This is a genomic window from Paractinoplanes atraurantiacus, assembly GCF_900215205.1.
GTDB lineage: Bacteria > Actinomycetota > Actinomycetes > Mycobacteriales > Micromonosporaceae > Actinoplanes > Actinoplanes atraurantiacus.
On the sequence record NZ_OBDY01000005.1, the window covers coordinates 56,206 to 76,332 of the forward strand.

Annotated in this window: 21 protein-coding genes; 11 read left to right on the top strand and 10 right to left on the bottom strand. The window is 71.2% G+C overall.

All coding sequences use genetic code 11. The features are described 5' to 3' along the window. Positions 1-3 precede the first annotated feature (3 nt). Positions 4-1,455, bottom strand: coding sequence for a GGDEF domain-containing protein (locus tag CRP55_RS14475; RefSeq protein ID WP_245922990.1), 1,452 nt, complete (start codon positions 1,453-1,455; stop codon positions 4-6). 139 nt (positions 1,456-1,594) lie between these two features. Here CRP55_RS14475 and CRP55_RS14480 point away from each other — a divergent pair, with 139 nt between their 5' ends. After that, a complete protein-coding gene (locus CRP55_RS14480; protein ID WP_097320420.1) occupies positions 1,595-1,825 on the top strand; it encodes a hypothetical protein in 231 nt (76 codons plus the stop codon). Positions 1,826-1,828: 3 nt separating this feature from the next. Here the strand turns inward: CRP55_RS14480 and CRP55_RS14485 are convergent, their stop codons facing one another. Beyond that, positions 1,829-2,638: a LysR family transcriptional regulator gene (locus CRP55_RS14485; RefSeq protein ID WP_245922991.1), complete on the bottom strand. Its 810-nt coding sequence runs from the start codon at positions 2,636-2,638 to the stop codon at positions 1,829-1,831. 77 nt (positions 2,639-2,715) lie between these two features. On the opposite strand from CRP55_RS14485, the gene CRP55_RS14490 reads away from it, so the two are divergent. Both CRP55_RS14490 and CRP55_RS14495 read left to right on the top strand, forming a co-directional pair. Further along, positions 2,716-3,417: an SDR family oxidoreductase gene (locus CRP55_RS14490; protein WP_097320422.1), complete on the top strand. Its 702-nt coding sequence runs from the start codon at positions 2,716-2,718 to the stop codon at positions 3,415-3,417. 68 nt (positions 3,418-3,485) lie between these two features. Beyond that, a complete protein-coding gene (locus tag CRP55_RS14495) occupies positions 3,486-4,559 on the top strand; it encodes an FAD-dependent oxidoreductase (RefSeq protein WP_097320423.1) in 1,074 nt (357 codons plus the stop codon). Here CRP55_RS14495 and CRP55_RS14500 read toward each other — a convergent pair. Continuing rightward, positions 4,514-5,419, bottom strand: coding sequence for an AraC family transcriptional regulator (locus tag CRP55_RS14500; protein WP_097320424.1), 906 nt, complete (start codon positions 5,417-5,419; stop codon positions 4,514-4,516). The genes CRP55_RS14495 and CRP55_RS14500 overlap by 46 nt on opposite strands. A gap of 119 nt (positions 5,420-5,538) precedes the next feature. Between CRP55_RS14500 and CRP55_RS14505 the strand changes: the two genes are divergently transcribed. Together CRP55_RS14505 and CRP55_RS14510 are read left to right on the top strand one after the other, a co-directional pair. Further along, positions 5,539-5,835 (top strand): putative quinol monooxygenase, encoded by a 297-nt coding sequence (locus CRP55_RS14505; protein ID WP_097320425.1) that lies wholly within the window; start codon positions 5,539-5,541, stop codon positions 5,833-5,835. Beyond that, on the top strand, positions 5,835-6,968 hold the full coding sequence (locus CRP55_RS14510) for an alpha/beta hydrolase fold domain-containing protein (protein WP_245922992.1): 1,134 nt from the start codon (positions 5,835-5,837) through the stop codon (positions 6,966-6,968). Before CRP55_RS14505 ends, CRP55_RS14510 begins: the two co-directional genes overlap by 1 nt. Here the strand turns inward: CRP55_RS14510 and CRP55_RS14515 are convergent. Next, positions 6,956-8,620, bottom strand: coding sequence for a DEAD/DEAH box helicase (locus CRP55_RS14515; protein WP_097320426.1), 1,665 nt, complete (start codon positions 8,618-8,620; stop codon positions 6,956-6,958). The genes CRP55_RS14510 and CRP55_RS14515 overlap by 13 nt on opposite strands. Before the next feature lie 79 nt (positions 8,621-8,699). On the opposite strand from CRP55_RS14515, the gene CRP55_RS14520 reads away from it, so the two are divergent. The 6 genes from CRP55_RS14520 to CRP55_RS14545 are packed head-to-tail and all read left to right on the top strand — an operon-like array spanning position 8,700 to position 13,613. Next, positions 8,700-10,067 (top strand): APC family permease, encoded by a 1,368-nt coding sequence (locus CRP55_RS14520; protein WP_097320427.1) that lies wholly within the window; start codon positions 8,700-8,702, stop codon positions 10,065-10,067. Beyond that, complete coding sequence (locus CRP55_RS14525) at positions 10,064-11,047, top strand: acetamidase/formamidase family protein (protein ID WP_097320428.1); 984 nt, start codon at positions 10,064-10,066, stop codon at positions 11,045-11,047. The genes CRP55_RS14520 and CRP55_RS14525 overlap by 4 nt, the downstream gene beginning before the upstream one ends. Then, a complete protein-coding gene (locus CRP55_RS14530) occupies positions 11,044-11,784 on the top strand; it encodes an SDR family NAD(P)-dependent oxidoreductase (RefSeq protein ID WP_097320429.1) in 741 nt (246 codons plus the stop codon). Before CRP55_RS14525 ends, CRP55_RS14530 begins: the two co-directional genes overlap by 4 nt. Then, on the top strand, positions 11,784-12,488 hold the full coding sequence (locus tag CRP55_RS14535) for a serine/threonine protein phosphatase (RefSeq protein ID WP_097320430.1): 705 nt from the start codon (positions 11,784-11,786) through the stop codon (positions 12,486-12,488). Before CRP55_RS14530 ends, CRP55_RS14535 begins: the two co-directional genes overlap by 1 nt. A gap of 51 nt (positions 12,489-12,539) precedes the next feature. Then, positions 12,540-13,322, top strand: a complete 783-nt coding sequence (locus CRP55_RS14540) for a MarR family winged helix-turn-helix transcriptional regulator (protein WP_097320431.1) — start codon at positions 12,540-12,542, stop codon at positions 13,320-13,322. A 24-nt stretch (positions 13,323-13,346) separates the two neighbouring features. Continuing rightward, positions 13,347-13,613, top strand: a complete 267-nt coding sequence (locus CRP55_RS14545) for a hypothetical protein (protein ID WP_097320432.1) — start codon at positions 13,347-13,349, stop codon at positions 13,611-13,613. Here the strand turns inward: CRP55_RS14545 and CRP55_RS14550 are convergent. The 6 genes from CRP55_RS14550 to CRP55_RS54550 form a co-directional block, all read right to left on the bottom strand. Beyond that, positions 13,594-13,974, bottom strand: coding sequence for a hypothetical protein (locus CRP55_RS14550; RefSeq protein ID WP_097320433.1), 381 nt, complete (start codon positions 13,972-13,974; stop codon positions 13,594-13,596). The genes CRP55_RS14545 and CRP55_RS14550 overlap by 20 nt on opposite strands. Before the next feature lie 107 nt (positions 13,975-14,081). Beyond that, positions 14,082-14,705, bottom strand: coding sequence for a hypothetical protein (locus CRP55_RS14555; RefSeq protein WP_097320434.1), 624 nt, complete (start codon positions 14,703-14,705; stop codon positions 14,082-14,084). Continuing rightward, entirely contained in the window at positions 14,698-15,495 is a 798-nt protein-coding gene (locus tag CRP55_RS52980) for a DMT family protein (RefSeq protein ID WP_097320435.1), read from the bottom strand. Before CRP55_RS52980 ends, CRP55_RS14555 begins: the two co-directional genes overlap by 8 nt. Before the next feature lie 57 nt (positions 15,496-15,552). Further along, the gene (locus CRP55_RS14565) at positions 15,553-16,707 is read right to left on the bottom strand and encodes a sensor histidine kinase (protein WP_143234612.1); all 1,155 of its coding nucleotides are present in this window, start codon (positions 16,705-16,707) and stop codon (positions 15,553-15,555) included. Between the two features lie 224 nt (positions 16,708-16,931). After that, positions 16,932-17,597: a response regulator gene (locus tag CRP55_RS14570; protein WP_097320437.1), complete on the bottom strand. Its 666-nt coding sequence runs from the start codon at positions 17,595-17,597 to the stop codon at positions 16,932-16,934. A gap of 85 nt (positions 17,598-17,682) precedes the next feature. Beyond that, positions 17,683-20,046, bottom strand: coding sequence for an MMPL family transporter (locus tag CRP55_RS54550; RefSeq protein WP_245922993.1), 2,364 nt, complete (start codon positions 20,044-20,046; stop codon positions 17,683-17,685). Positions 20,047-20,127: the final 81 nt, after the last annotated feature.

Here is a 20,127-nt window from a genome sequence, read left to right on the forward strand (position 1 = left end):
ACCTCAGTCTAGGAATTTGAGCGCCAGTTCGTGGGCGGCCTCGTGAACCCGGTCCCGGCCGGCGTCCTTGGCCGCGTAGAGGGCGGCGTCGGCCCGGGCGACCAGGGCGTCGGCGGTCTCGGCGCCGTCCCACACGGCGACGCCGGCCGAGAAGCTCTGGCCGCCCGGGGTGGCCAGCCGCATCCGGTCGACGATCTCGCGGGCCTGCGCGGACGAGGCGGCGGGCAGCATCACGACGAACTCCTCGCCGCCGAAGCGGGCCATGTGGTCGGCCGTGCGCAGCTGCTCCTGCCAGGCGGCGGCGGCCTCCTTGAGCAGGCGGTCGCCGGCCAGATGGCCGTACGCGTCGTTGAAATGCTTGAAGTGGTCGATGTCGATGATGGCCACGGCCAGGGGATCGCCGGTGCGGCGGACCCGCTCGATGGTGCGGGGCAGCTCGGTGTTCCAGGCCCGGCGGTTGGGCAGGCCGGTCAGCTCGTCGGTGACGGCCAGCTCGTGGATCTTCTCGGTCTGCTCGTCGAGCTGGGTGATGAGCTGCGACATGCGGGTGACGACGAGCAGGAACAGCAGGATGCAGCCGAGGGCGATGGCCAGGGCGTCGTCGACCTGGTGGCGCACGGCCTGCCAGATCAGCAGGGCCGGGGCGAGGAGCGAGACCACGGTGAGCATCAGCAGCAGGCGGCGGCTGGGACGGGCCGAGCGGGGTGCGACAGTACGGGTCAGCGTGCGGACGCTGGGATGAAGGGCGGCCGCGCCGAAGAGCAGATATCCGGCCAGGAAGACATCGGCCAGGATCTTGCCGGCCATCGGCCCGGCCTCCCAGACCATCTGGTTGATCACGGCCCAGGCGCCGTCGCCGGCCAGGAAGCAGAGCAGGGCCGCGCCCAGCAGCCGGAACGAGGTGTTGCGGGCGCCGCCGCTCAGCAGCAGCCGGGCGGTCATGGCCAGCAGGGCGATGTCACCGACCGGATAGGCGACGCTGACGATGTGGCCGAACAGCCCGATCGACGGGTCGGAGGCCGCCGGCTTGATCAGGAAGACCCAGGCCAGCAGTCCGATGCCGGTGGTCAAAATGGCCGCGTCGACCAGGCTGGACAGGTCGCGGTGGGCGGTGCGCCGGCGGATGAGCAGGAGCAGGCCGACGGCGGCGGCGGGGTAGAGCGACAGATAGGCGGCGTCGGCCCAGGACGGGAAGGGCGGGTCGTCCGCGAGATGGCTCAAGAGATATTCGACGAGGATGCCGCTCGCGTTTCCGGCCACGCCGGCGGCGAGCAGCCACCACATGGCCGGCAGGCCCGGCCGTCTGAGCCGCACCCCCACCACGATCACCCCGGCCGCGAACCAGCCGCAGCCCACCTGCCACAGCACCTGCGCCAGCCCGCCGTCGGGCACGACGAGAAAGCCACCCAGCGCCACCGCGGCGACGACCGCGGCCCACCCGCGACGAAAACTCACGCCGCCTGCATCGGCAACCGGGGCCCGGACATGACGGGTTCCACGCGTGGGTGTGATGAATGAACCGGGTTCCCGGTTAGCCGATCAGCCGCACCGGGCACGCAACGGGCAGAACACCAGCTCAAAAACGAGGAGCGCCATGACCATCGATGAGACCGTCACCACCACCCCCGAGACGCCGCGCCAGCGGTTGCGCGAGACGATCGCCTCGGGCGCTTCCAAGGCTCCGGCCGCCGTACGGCGGAACAAGGTGCCCGCGGCCGGCGCGCTGGCCGCGGTGGGCGGGGTGATCGCGGTGTTGCTCGTACGGCGCCGGGCGGCTCGCGCGAAGGCCCGCAGCCGCTGGGTTCCCGCCCGCTTCCAGCGCTGACGGTCAGAGCGCGAGCTCGGCGTACTCGGTCAGCAAGGCGTCCCGGCGCTCGGACAACCAGGCCAGAACCACCTGGTTGTCCGGGATGTCGGTGATGCGGGACCACGTGACGTCCGGCCGGGTGTAGTACGTGGCTGTCGACAGCGGCAGCACCACGATTCCCCGTCCGGCCGCCACGTACTCCAGTTTCTCCTCGACCGAATGCGCGGGGACCGGCGCTGTCGCCGCCTCGCCCCACTCCGGCACCGCCTCCGGATTTTGCAGCAGCGTCTCGGCGGCCAGGTCAGCGATGGCCACCGAGTCCTTGCCGGCGAGGCGGTGCCCCACGGGCAGCACCACCACGCGGGGCTCGCTGGTCAGCGGCCGCACCGTGAGCCCGCGCCGGTCGGCCGGCAGGCGCAGGTAGCTCACGTCGGCTCGGCCGTCGCGCAACACCTCCACCTGGTCGCTCCAGGTCGTGCGCAGCACCTCGACCGCCAGGCCGGGGTGGCGGTCGCGCAGCCGGCGCACGGCGCCGGTGACGAGCAGGCCGGGCATGAAGGCCACCACGAACCGGTCCGGCGCCGCCACCCGGCGGCGCAGGGCCTCGGCCGCGGCCAGCAGCGGCCCGGCGCCGGCCAGCAGCCGGTGACCGGCCTCGGTCAGCTCGGTCGAGCGCCGGTCGCGCCGGAACAGCTCCACCCGCAGCTCGCCCTCGAGCGCCCGGATCTGCCGGGACAGCACCGGCTGGGCGATGTGCAGCTCGGCCGCGGCCCGCCCGAAGTGCAGGTGCCGGGCCACGGCCACGAAGTAGCGCAGTTTCCGCAGGTCCACGTCGATGCCCTCAGGGTATTACAGGCGGCGGAACAGGTCTTGGACGCGGACGCCCCCGTGGGCGCAGCGTTGAGGGCATGAACATCGCGAAACAACGGGTGGTCGTCGTCGGCGGAACGTCCGGCATCGGCTACGCCACCGCCGCCGCGGCCGTCGAGCAGGGCGCCGAGGTCGTCGTCGTCTCCCGCACCGAGCAGCGCGTCCGCGACGCCGCCGAACGGCTCGGCGCCACCGGACTGACCGCCGACCTCACCAACCCGCCCACCGGCCTCTTCGACGAGATCGGCCCGTTCGACCACCTCGTCTACACCGCCGGCGAGCAGCTGTCACTCACCCCGATCGCCTCGATGGAGGTCGCCCGGGCCCGGGAGTTCTTCGGGTTGCGCTACTTCGGCGCGCTCGCCGCCGTCCGGGCCGCCCTCCCCCACCTGCGGGCGGGCGGCTCCATCACGCTGACCACCGGCACCGCCGCCGACCGTCCCTCGCCGGGCTGGGCCGTCGCGTCGAGCATCTGCGGCGCCGTCGAGGCCCTGACCAGGGCGCTCGCCGTCGAGCTGGCCCCGCTGCGGGTCAACGCGGTCAAACCCGGCGTCACTCGCTCGCCGCTGTGGGGTTCCGGTGAGGGCGTCGACCGGTTGTACGCCGACACGGCCGCCGCCGTGCCCCTGCGCCGCGTCGGCGAGGTGACCGACGTGGCCGACGCCTACCTCTACCTGATCGGCCAGACCTTCACCACCGGCACGATCCTCACCGTCGACGGCGGTGCCCTCCTGGCCTGAACCGCCCTGTCAGCGTCGTGTGCGGGCCGTGTCAGGCAGGTGCAAGCGGCCCGCGCCAGCCTTCACTCATGAACACACCAGTCACCATCGTCGGCGCCGGGCTCGGCGGGCTCACCCTGGCTCGCGTCCTTCGAGTCAACGGCATCGAGGCCATCGTGTACGAGTCGGAGCGCTCCCCCGACGCCCGCGCGCAGGGCGGCATGCTCGACATCCACGACTACAACGGGCAGCTTGCCCTCGAGGCGGCCGGTCTGATGGCGGAGTTCCGGGCCGCCGTCCTGCCCGGCCGCGAGGCGTATCGGGGGCTCGCCACCGACGGCACCCTGCTGTTCGACAAGGCCGACGACGGCACCGGCGGGCGTCCCGAGGTGCAGCGCGGCGACCTGCGGCGGATTCTGCTCGACTCGCTGCCGGCCGGCACCGTGCGCTGGGGCCACAAGGTCGACGGGGTGCGCGCGCTGGGCGGCGGCCGCCACGAGCTCAGCTTCGCCGGCCGGGGCAGCGTCACCACGAGCCTGCTCGTCGGCGCCGACGGGGCCTGGTCGCGGGTGCGGCCCCTGCTCACCGGCGCGGTTCCGGTCTATGCCGGGACTTCTTTCATCGAGACTTTCCTGTACGACGTCCAGAGGCGTCACCCGGACGTCGCGCGGGTGGCCGGCCCGGGGACGACGATCGCGTCCGACTTCGCGGGACGGCAGATCAACGCGCACCGGGAAGCGGACGGGACCCTGCACGTGTACGCCGAGCTGACCGAACCGCTGGAGTTCTTCGACAGCATCGACGTCACCCGGATCGCCCGGCAGTTCGACGGCTGGGCGCCCGAACTGCTCGCCTTCATCACCGACAGCGACACCGCGCCGGTCCACCGGCCGCACTACGCGCTGCCGCCCGAGGGGCTCCGCTGGGGGCACAGGCCGGGCGTGACCCTGATCGGCGACGCCGCCCACCTGGCCGCCCCGGACGGCGAGGGGGCCAACCTGGCCATGCAGGACGCGGCCGAGCTGGGCGCGGCCCTCGCCGCTCACGGCGGCGACGGCCTGACCTCGTACGAGGAAACGCTCTTCCCGCGCAGTGCGGAGCACGCCGTGGCGGCCGCCTACAAGCCGACCCGGGAGGACATGATCGAGTTCTTCGCCGTCTGATCGGCGGCCAGGCGGGCGGCGTCCTGGCTGGGCGGCGCGCCGAACTGGCGGCGGTACTCCCGGCTGAACTGCGAGAGGCTGTCGTAGCCGACGCTGCGGCTGACGCCGGTGATGTCGGCCGGACCGGCGGCCAGGAGCAGCCGGGCCTGTTGCAGGCGGATCAGCTTCTGGAACTGGATGGGGCTGGTCGCGGTGACCGCCTGGAAGTGGCGGTGGAAGGCCGACGCGCTCATGCCGGCCAGCCGGGCCAGCTCGTCCACCTGGAAGGCGTGCGCGTAGTGGTCGCGGATCCACTGGACCGCTCGGGCGATGTGGGTGAGGCTGCTGTCGGCGAGCCCGAGTTGGCGTACGGCTGCACCCTGCTCTCCCGTGACCAGCCGCCACAGGATCTCCTTTTTGATCAGCGGCGCGAGCACGGGGATGTCGCGGGGGCGCTCGATGAGGCGCAGCAGCCGCACGACGGCGTCGAGCAGTTCGGGCGGGGTGTCGCTGACGACCAGCCCGGAGGGCGTCCCCGTGCTTTCCGCCGGGGCGTGCGGCAGGACCTCGGCGATGGCGTCGGGGCGCAGGATCAGCCCGAAGCCGAGCGCGGGCCGGTCGGGGCTGGCCCGGGTGAACTGCCCGGTGATCGGCAGGTCGACCGAGGCGACGAGATATTGCCCGGCGCCGTAGTCGTAGACGCGGTCGCCGAGCGCGATCCGCTTCGCGCCCTGAGCGACGACGGCCAGCACGGCACCGGACATGGCGGGCACGGGAGGCCCGGTCCGGTCGACCTTCGAGATCAGCACGTCCTCGATCGCGGTGAGCTGGCCGGGCCGGGCGTGGCGGTCCAGCAGGTCCCGCAGCTCGTCCAGCGCCATGACCCGATCCTGCCGCCGCTGGGAGGATCAGGCAAGAGCGGCGCACCATCGTACAAACGAATCGGCAGTTCAGAGCCTTGAATGGAAACCAGCCTGAACGAACGACACGGGAGTATCAGATGCATGGTTTCCGCGCCACGATGACCGCCCGGCCGGGCCTGGGCGACGAGGTGGTCGCGCTGCTGCTGGCGGCGCCGTCGCTGCCGCACCCGGACTGCGTGGTCTTCCTGGTGGGCCGCTCGGCCGCCGACCCGGACATCGTCCACGTCACCGAGGGCTGGACGAGTCGCGAGGCCCACGCCGAGTTCTTCGCGACCGAGCCCGCGCAGACCCTCGTAGCCGGCCTCCAGCCGTTGCTGACCGGCGAGTCCGCCTACAGCGACGAGATCCCCGTCGGCGGAAAGGCGGCCTTCTGATGATCGACCCCACGCTGGGCGAGCTGCTCGCCGCGATGCCTCAGATGCCACCGCTGAACGCCGAGACCCTCGCCCAGATCCGCCCGTTCGCCGCCGTCCCACCGCCCGCCGTCCTCGCTTCTCCGGCCGCGACCCCCACGACCGCCGTCAGCCCCGATCCCATCGCGGCCTCCCCTGCCGCCGTCAGCCCCGGTCCCACCGCGGCCTCCCCTGCCGCCGTCAGCCCCGGTCCCACCGCGGCCTCCCCTGCCGCCGCCGGCTCCGCTTCCATCGGCTGGCAGGAGACCAGCATCTCCGGGCCGGACGGCGCGCCGCTGCCATTGACGATCCTGCGGCCGGCCGCCGCCTCGCACGCGGCACCGTGCGTCTACTGGATCCACGGCGGCGGGATGATCATGGGGAACCGCTACTCCCAGATCGACATCCCGCTGGAGTGGCTCGGGGAGTTCGGTGCCGTCGTGGTGTCGGTCGACTATCGGCTGGCGCCGGAGGCACGGGGCAGCGCACCGGTCGACGACTGCTATCAGGGCCTGGCCTGGATCTTCGAACACGCCGAGGACCTGGGTGTCGACGCCGGGCGTGTCGTCGTGGCGGGCGCGAGCGCCGGCGGTGGGCTGGCGGCCGGGGTCACGCTGATGGCCCGCGACCGCGGCCTCGGCCCGATCGCCGGCCAGGTGCTGATCGGCCCCATGCTCGACCACCGCAACGAGACCACGTCGAGCCGGCAGTTCTCCGGCCGGCCCGGCGTGTGGACGCGCGAGATGAACGAGTTCGCCTGGCGGTGCCTGCTCGGCGACGCCGACGCGCCCGCGGGAGCCGACCTCAGTTCGGCCGCGCGGACCGCGAACCGAGACGGCGGCGCGGTGTCCGGCTACGTCTCGCCCGCGGTGGCCGGGGACCTGGCCGGGCTGCCGCCCGCCTATCTCGATGCCGGGTCGGCCGAGGTGTTCAGGGATGAGGTCGTGGCGTACGCGAGCCGGATCTGGGCCGCCGGCGGACACGCTGAGCTGCACGTGTGGGCCGGCGGCTTCCACGGGTTCGACGCCCTCTTCCCGGATGCCCCGCTGTCGGTGGCCGCGCGCCGGACCCGTACGGCATGGGTGGGAAGGCTTTGGGGTCCTTATCGGTTGTAGCGCTCCCGGCGGACCGTCGGGCGCTTGCCCCTGATCGTGGCCCGGGACAGCGCCTTGATGACGCGGTCGGCGGCGGCCTCCGGGATCTCGACCAGGGAGAAACGGTCGGTGATCTGGATGGCGCCGATGTCGCGGGCGGGCAGGCCCGACTCGCCGGCGATGGCGCCGACCAGGTCCTGCGGGCGCAGGCCGGAGCGGCGGCCGATGCCGACGAACAGGCGGGTCACGTCGTCCTCGCCGTTGCGGGAGCGGCGGTCCGGGCGCGGGCCCCTGTTCTCCGGCTGTTCGCGGCGCGGCGGCAGCGGGGACGGGATCTCCGGCTCGTCGATGTCGCCGCCGGCCGCCTCGTGCAGCAGCTTCACCGCGGCCAGGGCGACCTGCTCGACGTCGTGTTCGTCGGTCAGCGAGTCGATCACCACGCGGAACCGGTCGAGGTCGTCGGCGTCCAGGGCTTCCTGCAGCGAGGCCCTGGTCAGTTCGAGGCGCCGGGCCCGCAGGTCGGTCACCGTCGGGAGCTTCTCGAGCGGGATGCGGCGGCCGGTCAGCCGTTCGATCGCCTTGAGCATGCGCTGCTCGCGGGGCTCGGCCAGGCTGATCGCGACGCCCTCGCGCCCGGCCCGGCCGACGCGGCCGATGCGGTGGACGTACGCCTCGGGAGCGGCCGGCACGTTGAAGTTGATCACGTGGGTGAGTTGCTCGACGTCGAGGCCGCGGGCCGCCACGTCGGTCGCCACCAGCAGCTCCGTACTGCCGCCGCGCAGCCGGCCCATGACCCGGTCGCGCTGGTCCTGGCTCATGCCGCCGTGCAGGGCCTCGGCCCGGTAGCCGCGGCCGTTCAGCGTCTCGGTGACCTGGTCGACCTCTTCGCGGGTGCGGCAGAAGACGATGGCCGCGGTCGGCGCCTCCACGTCGAGGATGCGCCCCAGCGCGGCCGCTTTGTAGGCCCGGGCCACGATGTACGCGCTCTGGCGCACCAGGGGCAGCTCGCCGGGGGTGGGCTCCTCACGGCCCATCGTGACCCGCACCGGCTCGCGCAGGTGGCGGCGGGCGATCGCGTCGATGCGCGGCGGCATCGTCGCCGAGAAGAGCACGGTCTGCCGCTCGGTGGGCGTCTCGGCCAGGATGGCCTCGATGTCCTCGGCGAAGCCCATGTCGAGCATCTCGTCGGCCTCGTCGAGGACCACGGTCCGTACGTCACCGAGGTGAAGAGTGCCCCGGTTGATGTGGTCGAGCACCCGGCCGGGCGTACCCACGACCACGTCGACGCCGCGCGACAGGGCCTGCAGCTGACGGCCGATGGGCTGGCCGCCGTAGACCGGCAGCACCCGCACGCCCAGCTCACGGCCGTACCGGTGCACGGCCTGGGAGACCTGCTCAGCCAGCTCGCGGGTCGGCACCAGGGCCAGCGCGTGCGGCCCCTCGGTCTCGCCGCGGGTCAGCGACTGCAGCAGCGGCAGCGCGAAGGCGGCGGTCTTGCCGGTGCCGGTGGCGGCCTGGCCGACCAGGTCCTCGCCGGCGATCAGGGGCGGGATCGCCCCGCGCTGAATGGGGGTGGGTTCCTCGTAGCCGAGGCTCACCAGCGCGCGCAGGAGCTCCGGCCGAAGCCCCAGCCCCGCGAAGCCTGCCTCGGGCTCGAACAGGTCTTCGTCCATGCAAGCCAGGATACGAGCCCGCGATTTCTCGATGCGCGGCGGCGCGACTCATCGGCGCTTCTCGATTAATGTTCGGGCCATGGCTCAGGAGGATCTCCGGCAGTTCGGCTACAAGCAGGAGCTCAGCCGTTCGCTGAGCTTCACCGACCTGCTCATCTACGGGCTCATCTTCATGGTGCCGATCGCCCCGTTCGGAATCTTCGGCAGTGTGTACAGCGGCTCCGGCGGCATGGTCGCCCTGGCGTACGTCATCGGCATGGTGGCGATGATGTTCACCGCCCTGTCGTACGCCCAGATGGTCCGCGCCTTTCCGATGGCCGGGTCGGTCTACAGCTACGCCGGGCGCGGCATCGCGCCGCCGGTCGGGTTCCTGGCCGGGTGGGTGATCCTGCTCGACTACGTACTCGTGCCCGGTCTGCTCTATCTCGTGGCCAGCGTGGCCATGCACTCGCTGGTGCCGGGCGTGCCGGTCTGGTTGTGGCTGGTCGCCTTCGTGCTGCTCAACACGGTGGTCAACTATCTCGGCATCAAGATGACGGCCCGGGTCAACCGGATCATGCTGGTGGCCGAGCTGATCATCCTGGCGATCTTCCTCGTGGTCGGGATCGCCAACATCGACAAATTCTCGTTCAGCCCGCTCTTCAACGCCGACACGTTCTCGTGGTCGGTGGTGTTCGGGGCGGTGTCGATCGCCGTGCTGTCGTTCCTGGGCTTCGACGGCATCTCCATGCTGGCCGAGGAGAGCCGCGAGGAGGCCCGCCAGATCGGCCGGGCCATGGTCGGTGCGCTGCTGCTGGCCGGCACCCTGTTCGTGGTGCAGACCTGGGTGGCCGCGTTGCTCGTACCGGACGCACCTGGTCTTCTCGAGAACGGCGACCCCGAGGGCACGGCCTTCTATGACGCGGCCCGGGCGGCCGGCGGCGGCTGGCTCGCCAACCTGACCGCACTGGCCACGGCGATCGCCTGGGGTTTCGCCAACTCGCTGGTGGCTCAGGCGGCGACGAGCCGATTGTTGTACGCCATGGCGCGCGACCGGCAGATGCCGCGCGTCCTGGCCCGGGTCAACGAGAAGCACCGGGTACCGGCCAACGCCACACTGCTGGTCGCGGCCGTCTCGCTGGCCCTGGGTCTGTACATGGCGAGCCGCGACGACGGCATCTCGCTGCTGTCGACGCTGGTGAACTTCGGCGCCATGACCGCTTTCCTGGCGCTGCACGTGGCCGTGGTGGTGCACTACGTCGTACGCCAGGGAAGCCGGGACTGGTGGCGGCACCTGATCGTGCCGGTGGCCGGCTTCCTGATCCTGCTCTACGTGGTGATCAACGCGGACATCGCCGCTCAGACGCTCGGCTTCGCCTGGCTCGGGATCGGCGTGATAGTGCTGATCGTGTTCTATGCGACCGGGCGGCGCCCCTCGCTCGCCGGCCTCTCCGAGGGAGAAAAGTGAAGTTCCGACCCACGCCCGACCAGCTGTCCTACACCTTCGGCGGCCGCGAGCCTGTTTTGACCGTGGCGCCCGGCACCGCCGTCGAGCTCTACACCGAGGACTGCTTCGGCGGCCGCGTCCAGTCCGTCGACGACCTGCCGTCGGTGGTGTGCGAGTTCCCGTACCTGAATCCGGTGACCGGCCCCATCCACGTCGAGGGGGCCGAGCCCGGCGACACCCTCGCGGTGCACTTCGTCTCGATCACGCCGGCCCGAGACTGGGCCGTGTCGTCGACGTTCCCGCACTTCGGGGCGCTGACCGGCACCCACACGACGGCGACCCTGCACCCGCCGCTGGACGAGGTGGTGTGGCGCTACGACGTGGACGTGCAGGCGGGCACGGTCACCTATCACGCGCGGCGCGGCGACTACAGCGTGGCGCTGCCGCTGGATCCGATGCACGGCACGGCCGGGGTGGCGCCCGCGGCCTTCGAGAGCCGGATGACCATCGTGCCCGACGTGCACGGCGGCAACATGGACACGCCCGAGCTGAGGGCCGGGGTCACCGCCTATTTCGGGGTCAACGTGCCCGGCGCGCTCTTCGCCCTCGGCGACGGTCACTGCCGTCAGGGCGACGGCGAGGTCTGCGGTACGGGCGTGGAAGCGGCCATGAACACGGTGGTGATCCTGGACCTGGTGAAGGGGGTGGCGACCCCGACGCCGCGCTTCGAGACCGACGAGGCGCTGATGTCGGCCGGGTCGGCGAGGCCGCTGGAGGACGCGTACCGGATGAGCCAGCACGACCTGGTCACCTGGTCGGCCGAGCTGACCGGCCTGGACGTGCTCGACGCCTACCAGCTGATCAGCCAGGCCGGCGAGGCACCGGTCGGCAACGTCTGCGACCCGAACTACACGATGCTGGCCAAGGTCGCCAAGAAGTATCTGGGCACCGCGACCGCGTACGAGGGGATCCACGCCCGCCTGCGTAGTCTTCGATCATGAGACGCATCCTCGTCACCGGAGCCTCCCGCGGCATCGGCCGCGCCATCGCGGTCGCCTTCGCCGCCCGGGGCGACCGGGTCGCGGTCCACTACGGCTCGGCCCGCGACGAGGCGGCAAAGACATTGGAGAGGCTTGGGGGTACGGGGCATGCCATCGTCGGCGGCGACCTGGCCGATCCCGGCCAGGCGCGTGAGGTGGTCGACGCCGCCGTCCGCGAACTCGGCGCCCTCGACGTGCTGGTCAACAACGCCGCGGTGGCGCCCGGCCCCGGCAACCGCCATGCCATAGCGACGACGTCGTACGAGGACTGGCAGCACCAGTGGCGCCACACGGTCGACGTGGACCTGCTGGGCGCGGCCAACGTGACGTACACCTTCGCCCATCACCTCATCGACCGAGGCGCCCCCGGCAGCATCGTGAACGTCGGTTCTCGAGGCGCCTACCGGGGCGAGCCGGACTATCCGGCGTACGGCGCGGCCAAGGCGGCCCTGCAGGCCTTCGGCCAGTCGATGGCGATCGCGCTGGCACCGCACGACATAGCCGTGACATCGGTGGCACCGGGCTTCATCGCCACCGAGCGCCAGCAGGTGGGCGACGCCGTACGCCAGCAAAGCCCTTTCGGCCGTGCCGGCACGCCGGAGGAGGTAGCGGCGGCGGTGCTGCACCTGAGCTCCCCCGAGGCGCTGTGGTCCTCCGGCGCCGTCCTGGACCTCAACGGCGCTTCCTACCTGCGCTGATGCTCGGGAATTTCACCGACGACGAACTGGCGGCGCGAGCTCGCCTGCGCCCCGGTCTGTACCACTGGCGTGTGCTGCCCGGACGCCCGCCGGTCGCGGCCGAGCACCAGGACATCGACGCCGTGGTCCGGCAGTTCGGCGATCATCCGGCTGTCCGCACCCGCTTCGAGGAACTGGCCGCCGCGACCAACAGCCTCGTGCTGTTCCTCGAATACCTCCCCCACCCGGTGTCGGCGATGTTGACCGATCCCCTGACGGTCGAGCGGCAACTGTTCGAGATCGTGGCGTCCCTGCGCGCCCGCGACGTGCTGCACATGGACGCCCACTTCGGCAACATGCGATCCGACGGCACCCGCATCCACCTCGTCGACTACGGCCTGGCCACCTCGCCCCGCTTCGACCTGTCGGACGAGGAACGCGAGTTCGTCGCCCACAACGCCGACCACGACGCTGACTACATGGCGATGCGTTTGGTGAACTGGCTGGTCACCTCGGCCTGCGGCGTCCCGCTGCCCGCCCGGGACAGTTATGTGCGCCGCTGCGCGGACGGCGACATCCCCTCAAACGTGCCGTTCCCCGTCGTGGAGATTCTGGCCCGGCACGCGCCGGCCGCTGCCCGGATGAACGCGTTCTGCTACCGCTTGTTCGACGGCGACATTCACGCGAAGTATCCCCGTGTCGGATCGGGGCGGCGCCGTTCGTAGCCATGGTGAGGGGGTACCGAAATGCCGCATCCACCAGCCAAGATCCGTCGCATGTTCGAGCTCATCGAGCCGATCGCCACCGTCACGTTCTCGGAGACACCGAACGAGGCCTTCCTGGCCTTGGGCATGCGCAACTACTGGGACGGCTACTTCGCGGGCCGCGCCGCCCCGCTGGGCACGGCCCCACCCGAGGTGGTGCACGCGGTCTTCTACAACTTCGCCCCCGGCGAGGTGACCCGCCACATCCCGTGGGTCTGGACCAAGACCACCCCCACCGAGGCGATAGCCGTACGGGAACGGTCCAGCGCCACCACCCTGCGACAGGCGACGGGCGGCCTGGACCTGACGCGCGCAGCCGATTTGGCCACCCGGGCCGCTCTGAGCGCACCGATCGAAGGCCGCCCGCTGTATGCCGCCCTGCGCGCACTGGACGTCCCCGAGGACCCGGCAGCCAGACTGTGGCACGCCGCAACCCTGCTCCGTGAACACCGAGGCGACGGCCACAACGCCGCCCTGCTGACCCACGGCATAGCCGGCACCGAGGCCCACGTCCTGCTGGCCCTGTCCCTGGACATGAGGCCCCAGGATTTCGGCCGCCTCCACCACCTGCCGAAACCTCAGCTGGCCGCCGTGGTCGACGGCCTGCGCGACCGCGGCCTGGTCACCGCCGACGACTGCTTCACGGCCGCCGGCCGCAAGACCAGAGAACAGATCGAGGCCCTGACCGACGAGCTGGCGGCCCCGCCCTACAACGCCCTGAGCGCACCCGAACTGGACGAGCTGATCACAGCCCTCGACCCGATCGCCGCCGCCGTGACGGCCGCCGACTTGTAGGCGCCGCAATGCGAGGATCCGTCGATGACCTCTTTCCTCGACCATGGCGACCGGCGATTCCAGGTATTGGCCTACCACGACGCGATACGGCACGACGGTCCAGCACTGGAGCTGGCCGAGTTGGTGGACGGAGAAGTAGGCCCCGAGCTCATGACGGTCCTGTTCTCCGCGTCCGGCGCCGAGGAGACCGAGGTTCTCTTGTACGAAAGCAGCTTGCCGTTGCCCATCGTCACAGCGTTCCTGGAGGCCGCCAAAGAGAGGACGTCCCAGATCACTCGTCGAATCCGATGACGATCCGGACGTCGTCCGGGGCGCCGAGACCGGTCAGGATCGTCAGCCGCTCGAAGAAGTACGGGGTCAGGAAGTCGCGCAGCCGAACGATGTCGCTCTCGCCTTCGTGGACCGGTCCGGCACCGTAGCCGCCGTTGCGGAGCCGGCGATCCTTGAACACCTGGTCGTAGTCGTACGCCTGTAGCTCGGCCAGCGTCAGCCACGACGTCGCGAAGAGCTCCGCCCGCCACGAGTCGAACTCGTCGCCGACGACGTCGAGGTCGGCGGGCAGACCACGCGGCGGCGCGATCACCGGCGAGCGCGAGTAGTTCCGGACGCCGGCCAGGAAGCCGAAGATCCGGTAGTCCGGGTGCTCGAACAACTCGTTCGTCCGTCCACCGCTCGTACTCGCGAGGGTTTCGCGGACTCGTCTCCAACGGCCGGCCCGTCGAACCTCGATTGCTGTGTGTATGTCGGCCACCATGACTCTCAGCCGTTCTGCCATTCGCCGATTCGTGCGACGACATGGCCGTCATCGCCGGTGCACCACCAGGCGGCTGTCTCGTGGTGGAGGCGGGCGTGGACGCCCAGCTGATGGGCCGGGCACACCGGCCACGCCGACCAGAGCGAATGCATCACCGCGTCCTGGGTGTCGTCGGCCACCGCCAGCAGTGCGGACACCGGGTCGGCGCCGGCGTACGGGTAGACGCCCCCGGAGGTGCCGACGTGGCCGTCCCACGTCTGGGCGTAGGCGTTGCCGGTCAGGGCGGGCTCGTCGGGGTGAACGCGCAGCCGGCAGGTGTGCCGCAGGCCGGTCGCGGCCACGTCCCGGTTGACCAGCTCCATGGCGTCCTCGAGACGGGTCAGCCACTGCGGCTCCTCCGCGAAGCCGGGCTCGAAGTCGGTGGCCTCGAGCACGGTGAGGGCGAGCTCGGCCATCCGGCGCCGGCCGGCCGGGGCGCATTCGAGGCTCAGCGACGCCAGTTCGGTGGCGTGCTCCTCCGCCGGGCTCCACTCGAGCACAGAGGTGGACAGGTCGAACGCGTCCGCGCAGTTCAGCGTGCCGGCCTTGGCCGCGGCGTACACCTTCCGGCACAGCGCGAGATCATCCATGCCTCCATGATCCCGAGTGGGCGCCACTGATTTCGAGAGGGTGCTGAACGACCCGGTGGGCCAGCAGCCACACGCCGGCGGTGACAGCGGCAACGCACGCGAGCAGGGCGATCAAGCCGGCCGGGCCGCCGTGGAAGTTCTGGTCCAGCAGCAGGACGCCGATCAGGGCCGCCGTCGCCGGGTTGGCCACGGTGCCGGTGGCCAGCGGGGCGGCCAGGCCGGCTCGGTAGGAGCGCTGAGTGAACCAGACCGCGGCCACGTTGAAGAGGCCGATCGCGGTGAGCGTCGCCACCGAGGGGTGCACCATGACCGTCTGGGTCAGCGCCGACGCCACACCGAAACCCATGCCGCCCACGACCGCCGAGGCCAGGGCGGGCAGGCGGGGTCGGACGGCGGCCCACGCCATGATCGCGGCGGCGGCCAGGGAGACGGTGACGCCTTCGCGGGTGGTCAGGGACTGACTCGAGGAGCCCATGAGCGCCAGCGCGGCCGCCAGCGCGACGGTGGTCAGCGCCGTGCCGGCGGCTTCGGCGCGGGTGGGGTGGCGGCGGGTGATGAACGCGGCGGCCACGAGGGTGAGCACGCCCAGGGCCTGGACGAGGGTCAGCGGGCCGTATCGCAGGGCGACGACGTGCAGGAGGGCGCCGGCCCCGTTGGCGGCCATCGCGAGCCACCAACGACGGCGGCGCAGCAGAATCCGTACGGAAACCTCGGCTTCTCGGTGTTGCAGTGAAGCCCCGAAAGCGTAAGCCACCGCCGACAGCAGGCACAGCGCCACCGCGACAATCATGGGGAGAAGTCTGGTCGGCCGGCGGCTCGGTGTCGTCCGCCGAGAGCGGTACTTGGCCTACCGCAAACGCGGTAGACGGGCATTCACGGTGAAGACATCGCCGTCTTCCAAACCGGCTGTGAGGTTGCCGCCGGCGGCTCGGGCGCGTTCACGCATGCCGATCAGGCCATGACCGGTGCCGGCTCCGCGATGGGAAGCGGCGGCGGCATTGGTGACGGTCAAATGCAAATTCGTTTCGCCGTACGCAATCTCCAAAGAGACCCGCGGCGTCGTGCTGTGTTTGCGGGCGTTGGTCAGCGCCTCCTGCACGATCCGATAGGCGGCGAGATCGGCCGGTCCGCTCAGCGGAAACGGATCGCCGGTGCGGGTCAGCTCGACCTCCAAGCCGGTGGCGCGGACCGTTTCCAGCAGGCGGTCGAGTTCGGCTTCGGCGAAGCCCGGCGTGGGCTGCAGCTCCTGATCGGGGTCGCCCTCCTGGCGGAGCAGGCCGACGGTCGCACGCAGCTCGTCCAGCGCCGTCCGGCTGGTCTCCTTGATGCCGGCCAGCGCCTGCCGGGCCCGGTCCGGGCTGGCCTCCATGAGGTGCAGAGCCACGCCGGTCTGTGCGTTGACCAGGGCGATGTGGTGCGCGACGACGTCGTGCAGGTCGCGGGCGATCCGGATCCGCTCGTCGTGGACCTGCCGCCGCGCCTCGGCCTCACGGTCACGCTCCGCCTGCTCGGCGCGGTCACGCAACTGGGCGAGGAGCGCGCGCCGGTTACGGATGGCGTCACCGACCGCCACGCTGAGGACGACGCAGTTGAGCGGTAGCAGGCTCGACAGGTTGAGGAAGTGCTCCGGCAGCCAGATCACCACGCTCGCGGTCAGCAGCACCGTCGCGAAGACGGCCAGCGCGATCGTGATCCGGCGCGGCCGCGAGAGAGCCACCGTGTAGAGCGCGACCATGCTGGCCACGTCGGTGATGACGTAGTGCTCGGGCAGCATCGGCAGCGCCGCCCCGCACAGCACGGTGAAGATCGCGACCACAACCGGAAAGCGAAGCCGCCACAGCAGAGCCACCGCGCCATGCAGAATCAAAATCAATTCCCCGGTGGGTACGTCCCGGAGGTGCGCCCCATCCGTGTAGGTGATCATGGCAAGCTCGATCATGACCACCAGCAACGGCGGCACCCAGACCCGCCAGGCCATCCGCCCGGCGGTACCCGTCGGCACCCCCCGACCGGCGGAACCCGTCGGCGCCACACGGCCGGCTCCGCCCAGCGGTTCATGCCGGGCCGCCCCGCCCGCACTGCTCACCGGTTCCTGCCGGGCCGCCCCGCTCGCGCCGCCCACCGACTCCGGCCGAGCCTCCCCGCCCGCGCCGCCCACCGACTCCGGCCGAGCCTCCCCGCCCGCGCCGCCCACCGGTTCCGGCCGGGCCGGCCGGTCCGCGGCGCTCACTGGGGCGTTCCTGGCGTCACCAGGCCCGTCTCGTACGCGAAGACGACCAGCTGAGCGCGGTCGCGGGCGCCGACTTTCATCATCGCGCGGTTGATGTGGGTCTTCGCGGTGGCCGTGCTGATGACCAGCTGCTGGGCGATCTCCGCGTTCGACATTCCGCGGCCGACGAGGGTGGTGATCTCGCGTTCGCGGGCGGTAAGTTCTACCGGCAGCTCTCGATGACCCCTCTGCGGCTGGGCCAGGAAACGCCCGATCAGGCTCGTGGTCGCGGCCGGCGACAGTAATGACTCGCCGGCGGCCACCGTGCGTACGGCCTGAAGAAGGTCTTCCGGGTCGACGCCCTTGCCGAGGAAACCGCTGGCGCCCGCGCGCAGGGCGGCCACGACGAGTTCGTCTGTCTCGAACGTGGTCAGCACCAGCACGCGGACACCGGCCAGATCCTCGTCGGCGGTGATCCGGCGGGTCGCCTCGATGCCGTCCATCCCGGGCATCCGAATGTCCATGAGCACCACGTCGGCCCGGGCGTCCCGAGCGAGCGCCACCGCTTCCTGCCCGGTCGCGGCCTCACCCACCACCTCGAGCCCTTCGTCACTGTCGATCAGCAACCGAAAGGTGGCACGCAACAGCGCCTGATCATCGGCGAGCAGGACACGGACGGTCATGACGGTCAGCCTTTCAACTTCAGACAGCCCAGTGGTACGGATCAGCGGTCGCACCCGGCAAAGGAGGACACCATGGTGGTACGGATCAGTGGTCGCGCACGGCGAATGAGGACTCGCGCGCCGGCGCGGGGACGGCCCCGAGCTTCGCAGCCCTCTCCGCCGGGCCCTCGACCGAGACCTTCGGGGTGATCTTGTCCAGCCCGCGGGGGTAGAACCAGTTCGCGCGGCCCAGCAGGGTCATCAAGGCCGGGATCAGGGTCATGCGGACCACGAAGGCATCCACCACCACCGCGATGGCCAGGCCGACGCCGATCATCGAGACGATCCGCTCGCCGCTGAAGCCGAAGGAGGCGAAGACGAACAGCATGATCGTGGCGGCGGCCGCGATCACCTGCGCTGTTTCGCGGAGACCGACCCGTACGGCCGAGCGGTTGTCCTTGGTGTGGCTCCATTCCTCGTGCATGCGGCTGACCAGGAAGACCTGGTAGTCCATGGACAGGCCGAACATGATGCCCATGATCAGCACAGGGATGAGGTAGGTGACGGGGGCGCCCTCGCCCACGCCGAGCAGCTCGGTGCCCCAGCCGAACTGGAAGATCGCGGTCACCGCGCCCAGGCCGACGAAGATGGTGGCCAGGTTGCTGATCGCGCCGGCCAGCGGCACGACCAGGCTGCGGAAGGCCACGGCCAGAAGCAGGAAGCCGAGGAGCGCGATCAGGCCCAGGTAGAGGGGCAGCTTGCTCATCAGGGCGGCGGCCAGGTCGATGCTGCTGGCGGTGGCGCCACCGACGTACACCTGGAGGCCCGAAGCGGGGACGACGTCGTCGCGCAAGCGCTTGACCAGGTCGGACGTCTGCTCGGACTGGGCGTTGGTCCGGGGCACCACGGTGGCGACCGCGACGCCGCCGGACACGCGGGAGGAGACTGAGGCGACGTTCTCGACGGCCGGGAGGCGCTTCACGAGAGCGGCGAACTCCTGCGCTGAAGCAGCGTCGGGAATCTCGGCCACCAGCAGCAGCGACGCGTCGAAGCCGGCACCGAAACCGTCGGCCATCAGCTCGTAGTAGGCCCGCGACGACGAGCCGGCCGGGTCACTGCTCGCGTCGGCGTCGCCCACGCGCAGTTTGAGGACGGGAGAAGCCAGCACCAGAACGATCAGCAGCGCGCCGGCACCGGCCCGCAACGGCGCACGCTGAACAAAGGCGGCCCAGCGATCCCCAATACGGAGGCGGGTCGCGGGGGTCGCTGCCGGCGCGCCGTGGAGCCACCTGGACGCGGTCGACACGCCGTGGAGCGAGCCGGACAGGTCGGGCGCGCCGTGGTGCGTCGCCGACACGTCGGGCATCGCGTGGTGCGGCGCGGACACGTCGGGCATCGCGATATGCGGGGCGGGCAGATCGGGCGTCGCGTGATGCGGGGCGGGCAGATCGGGCGTCGCGTGATGCGGGCCGGATGTGAGGGCTGCGCGCTGCTTGCGGGACAGGACGCGGTGGCCCAGCATGCCGAGCAGGGCCGGGAGCAGGGTGATCGCGGCGGCCACGGTGAACAGCACCGTGACGGCGGCGGCCTGGGCCATGCCGGTGAGGATGCCGAGCTGGACGACGTACATGCCGAGCAGCGCGACGATCACAGTCAAGCCCGCGAAGATGACGGCCCGGCCTGAGGTGTTGAGCGCCCGGGCGATCGCGCCGGGCACGTCGTCGCCGGCCATCAGTGACTTGCGGTAGCGGTTGACGATGAACAGGGCGTAGTCGATGCCGACGCCCAGGCCGATCAGCGCACCCATCGTGAGGCTCGTCGCGGCCAGGTCGACCACGTGCGCGGCCAGGATCACGACCAGCAGCGAGGTCGCCACGCCGACGACGCCGGTGATGATCGGCAGGGCGGCGGCCCACGCCGAGCGGAACACCAGGAACAGGATCACCAGCGCCGCGATCAGGCCGACGGCCTCGCCGCCGTGCGAGCCGCCGGGCTGCTCGGTGAACGCCTGCCCACCGACCTGCACGTCGACGCCGGCGCCGCGCAGCGCGATCGCCGCTTTCTCGATCGCGGCGGTGTCGGCATTCTCGGTCAAGACCACTTGGGCGTACGCGGCATCACCGTCGGCGTTCAGTTGAGCCGCGCCCGCCTTTTCGTACGGGCTCACCACCTCTTTCACGCCCGGCCACCCGGCGATCTCGTCGAGCAGGGTGCCGAACTCCCGGCGTACGGAAACAGAAGTGATTGAAGTGTTTTCGGTGTGCCAGGCGATCGTGCCCGATTCGGTGGCCGAGGACGAGGAGCCGAGAAGGCTGTACGCCTTGCCGGACTCGCTGTCGGGCATTCCGGCGTCGTCGGTGAACGCCGTGCCGAGCGCCAGCACGAGGCCGGCCAGGACGAGCAACGCGGCGATCCAGCCGCCGAGAACGGCGAACCGGCCGCGGTAGCAGGCACGGGCGAGTGAGGTCACGGCGACGCCTTTCAGCAGGGGAAATCGGCGTCCTCCAGAGTCCCGGCGGCGGGCCTTCGGGTCGTCAACCCGGCGCGGTGA

What these genes read in the sequence shown, in the direction of transcription:
- CRP55_RS14520 (WP_097320427.1), top strand. Translation starts at nt 8,700, where the DNA reads ATGGCTCAGGAGGATCTCCGGCAGTTCGGCTACAAGCAGGAGCTCAGC.
- CRP55_RS14555 (WP_097320434.1), bottom strand. Translation starts at nt 14,705, where the DNA reads ATGGATGATCTCGCGCTGTGCCGGAAGGTGTACGCCGCGGCCAAGGCC.
- CRP55_RS14530 (WP_097320429.1), top strand. Translation starts at nt 11,044, where the DNA reads ATGAGACGCATCCTCGTCACCGGAGCCTCCCGCGGCATCGGCCGCGCC.
- CRP55_RS14500 (WP_097320424.1), bottom strand. Translation starts at nt 5,419, where the DNA reads ATGGCGCTGGACGAGCTGCGGGACCTGCTGGACCGCCACGCCCGGCCC.
- CRP55_RS14515 (WP_097320426.1), bottom strand. Translation starts at nt 8,620, where the DNA reads ATGGACGAAGACCTGTTCGAGCCCGAGGCAGGCTTCGCGGGGCTGGGG.
- CRP55_RS14495 (WP_097320423.1), top strand. Translation starts at nt 3,486, where the DNA reads ATGAACACACCAGTCACCATCGTCGGCGCCGGGCTCGGCGGGCTCACC.
- CRP55_RS14540 (WP_097320431.1), top strand. Translation starts at nt 12,540, where the DNA reads ATGTTCGAGCTCATCGAGCCGATCGCCACCGTCACGTTCTCGGAGACA.
- CRP55_RS14510 (WP_245922992.1), top strand. Translation starts at nt 5,835, where the DNA reads ATGATCGACCCCACGCTGGGCGAGCTGCTCGCCGCGATGCCTCAGATG.
- CRP55_RS14535 (WP_097320430.1), top strand. Translation starts at nt 11,784, where the DNA reads ATGCTCGGGAATTTCACCGACGACGAACTGGCGGCGCGAGCTCGCCTG.
- CRP55_RS14505 (WP_097320425.1), top strand. Translation starts at nt 5,539, where the DNA reads ATGCATGGTTTCCGCGCCACGATGACCGCCCGGCCGGGCCTGGGCGAC.
- CRP55_RS14570 (WP_097320437.1), bottom strand. Translation starts at nt 17,597, where the DNA reads ATGACCGTCCGTGTCCTGCTCGCCGATGATCAGGCGCTGTTGCGTGCC.
- CRP55_RS14545 (WP_097320432.1), top strand. Translation starts at nt 13,347, where the DNA reads ATGACCTCTTTCCTCGACCATGGCGACCGGCGATTCCAGGTATTGGCC.
- CRP55_RS52980 (WP_097320435.1), bottom strand. Translation starts at nt 15,495, where the DNA reads ATGATTGTCGCGGTGGCGCTGTGCCTGCTGTCGGCGGTGGCTTACGCT.
- CRP55_RS14490 (WP_097320422.1), top strand. Translation starts at nt 2,716, where the DNA reads ATGAACATCGCGAAACAACGGGTGGTCGTCGTCGGCGGAACGTCCGGC.
- CRP55_RS14480 (WP_097320420.1), top strand. Translation starts at nt 1,595, where the DNA reads ATGACCATCGATGAGACCGTCACCACCACCCCCGAGACGCCGCGCCAG.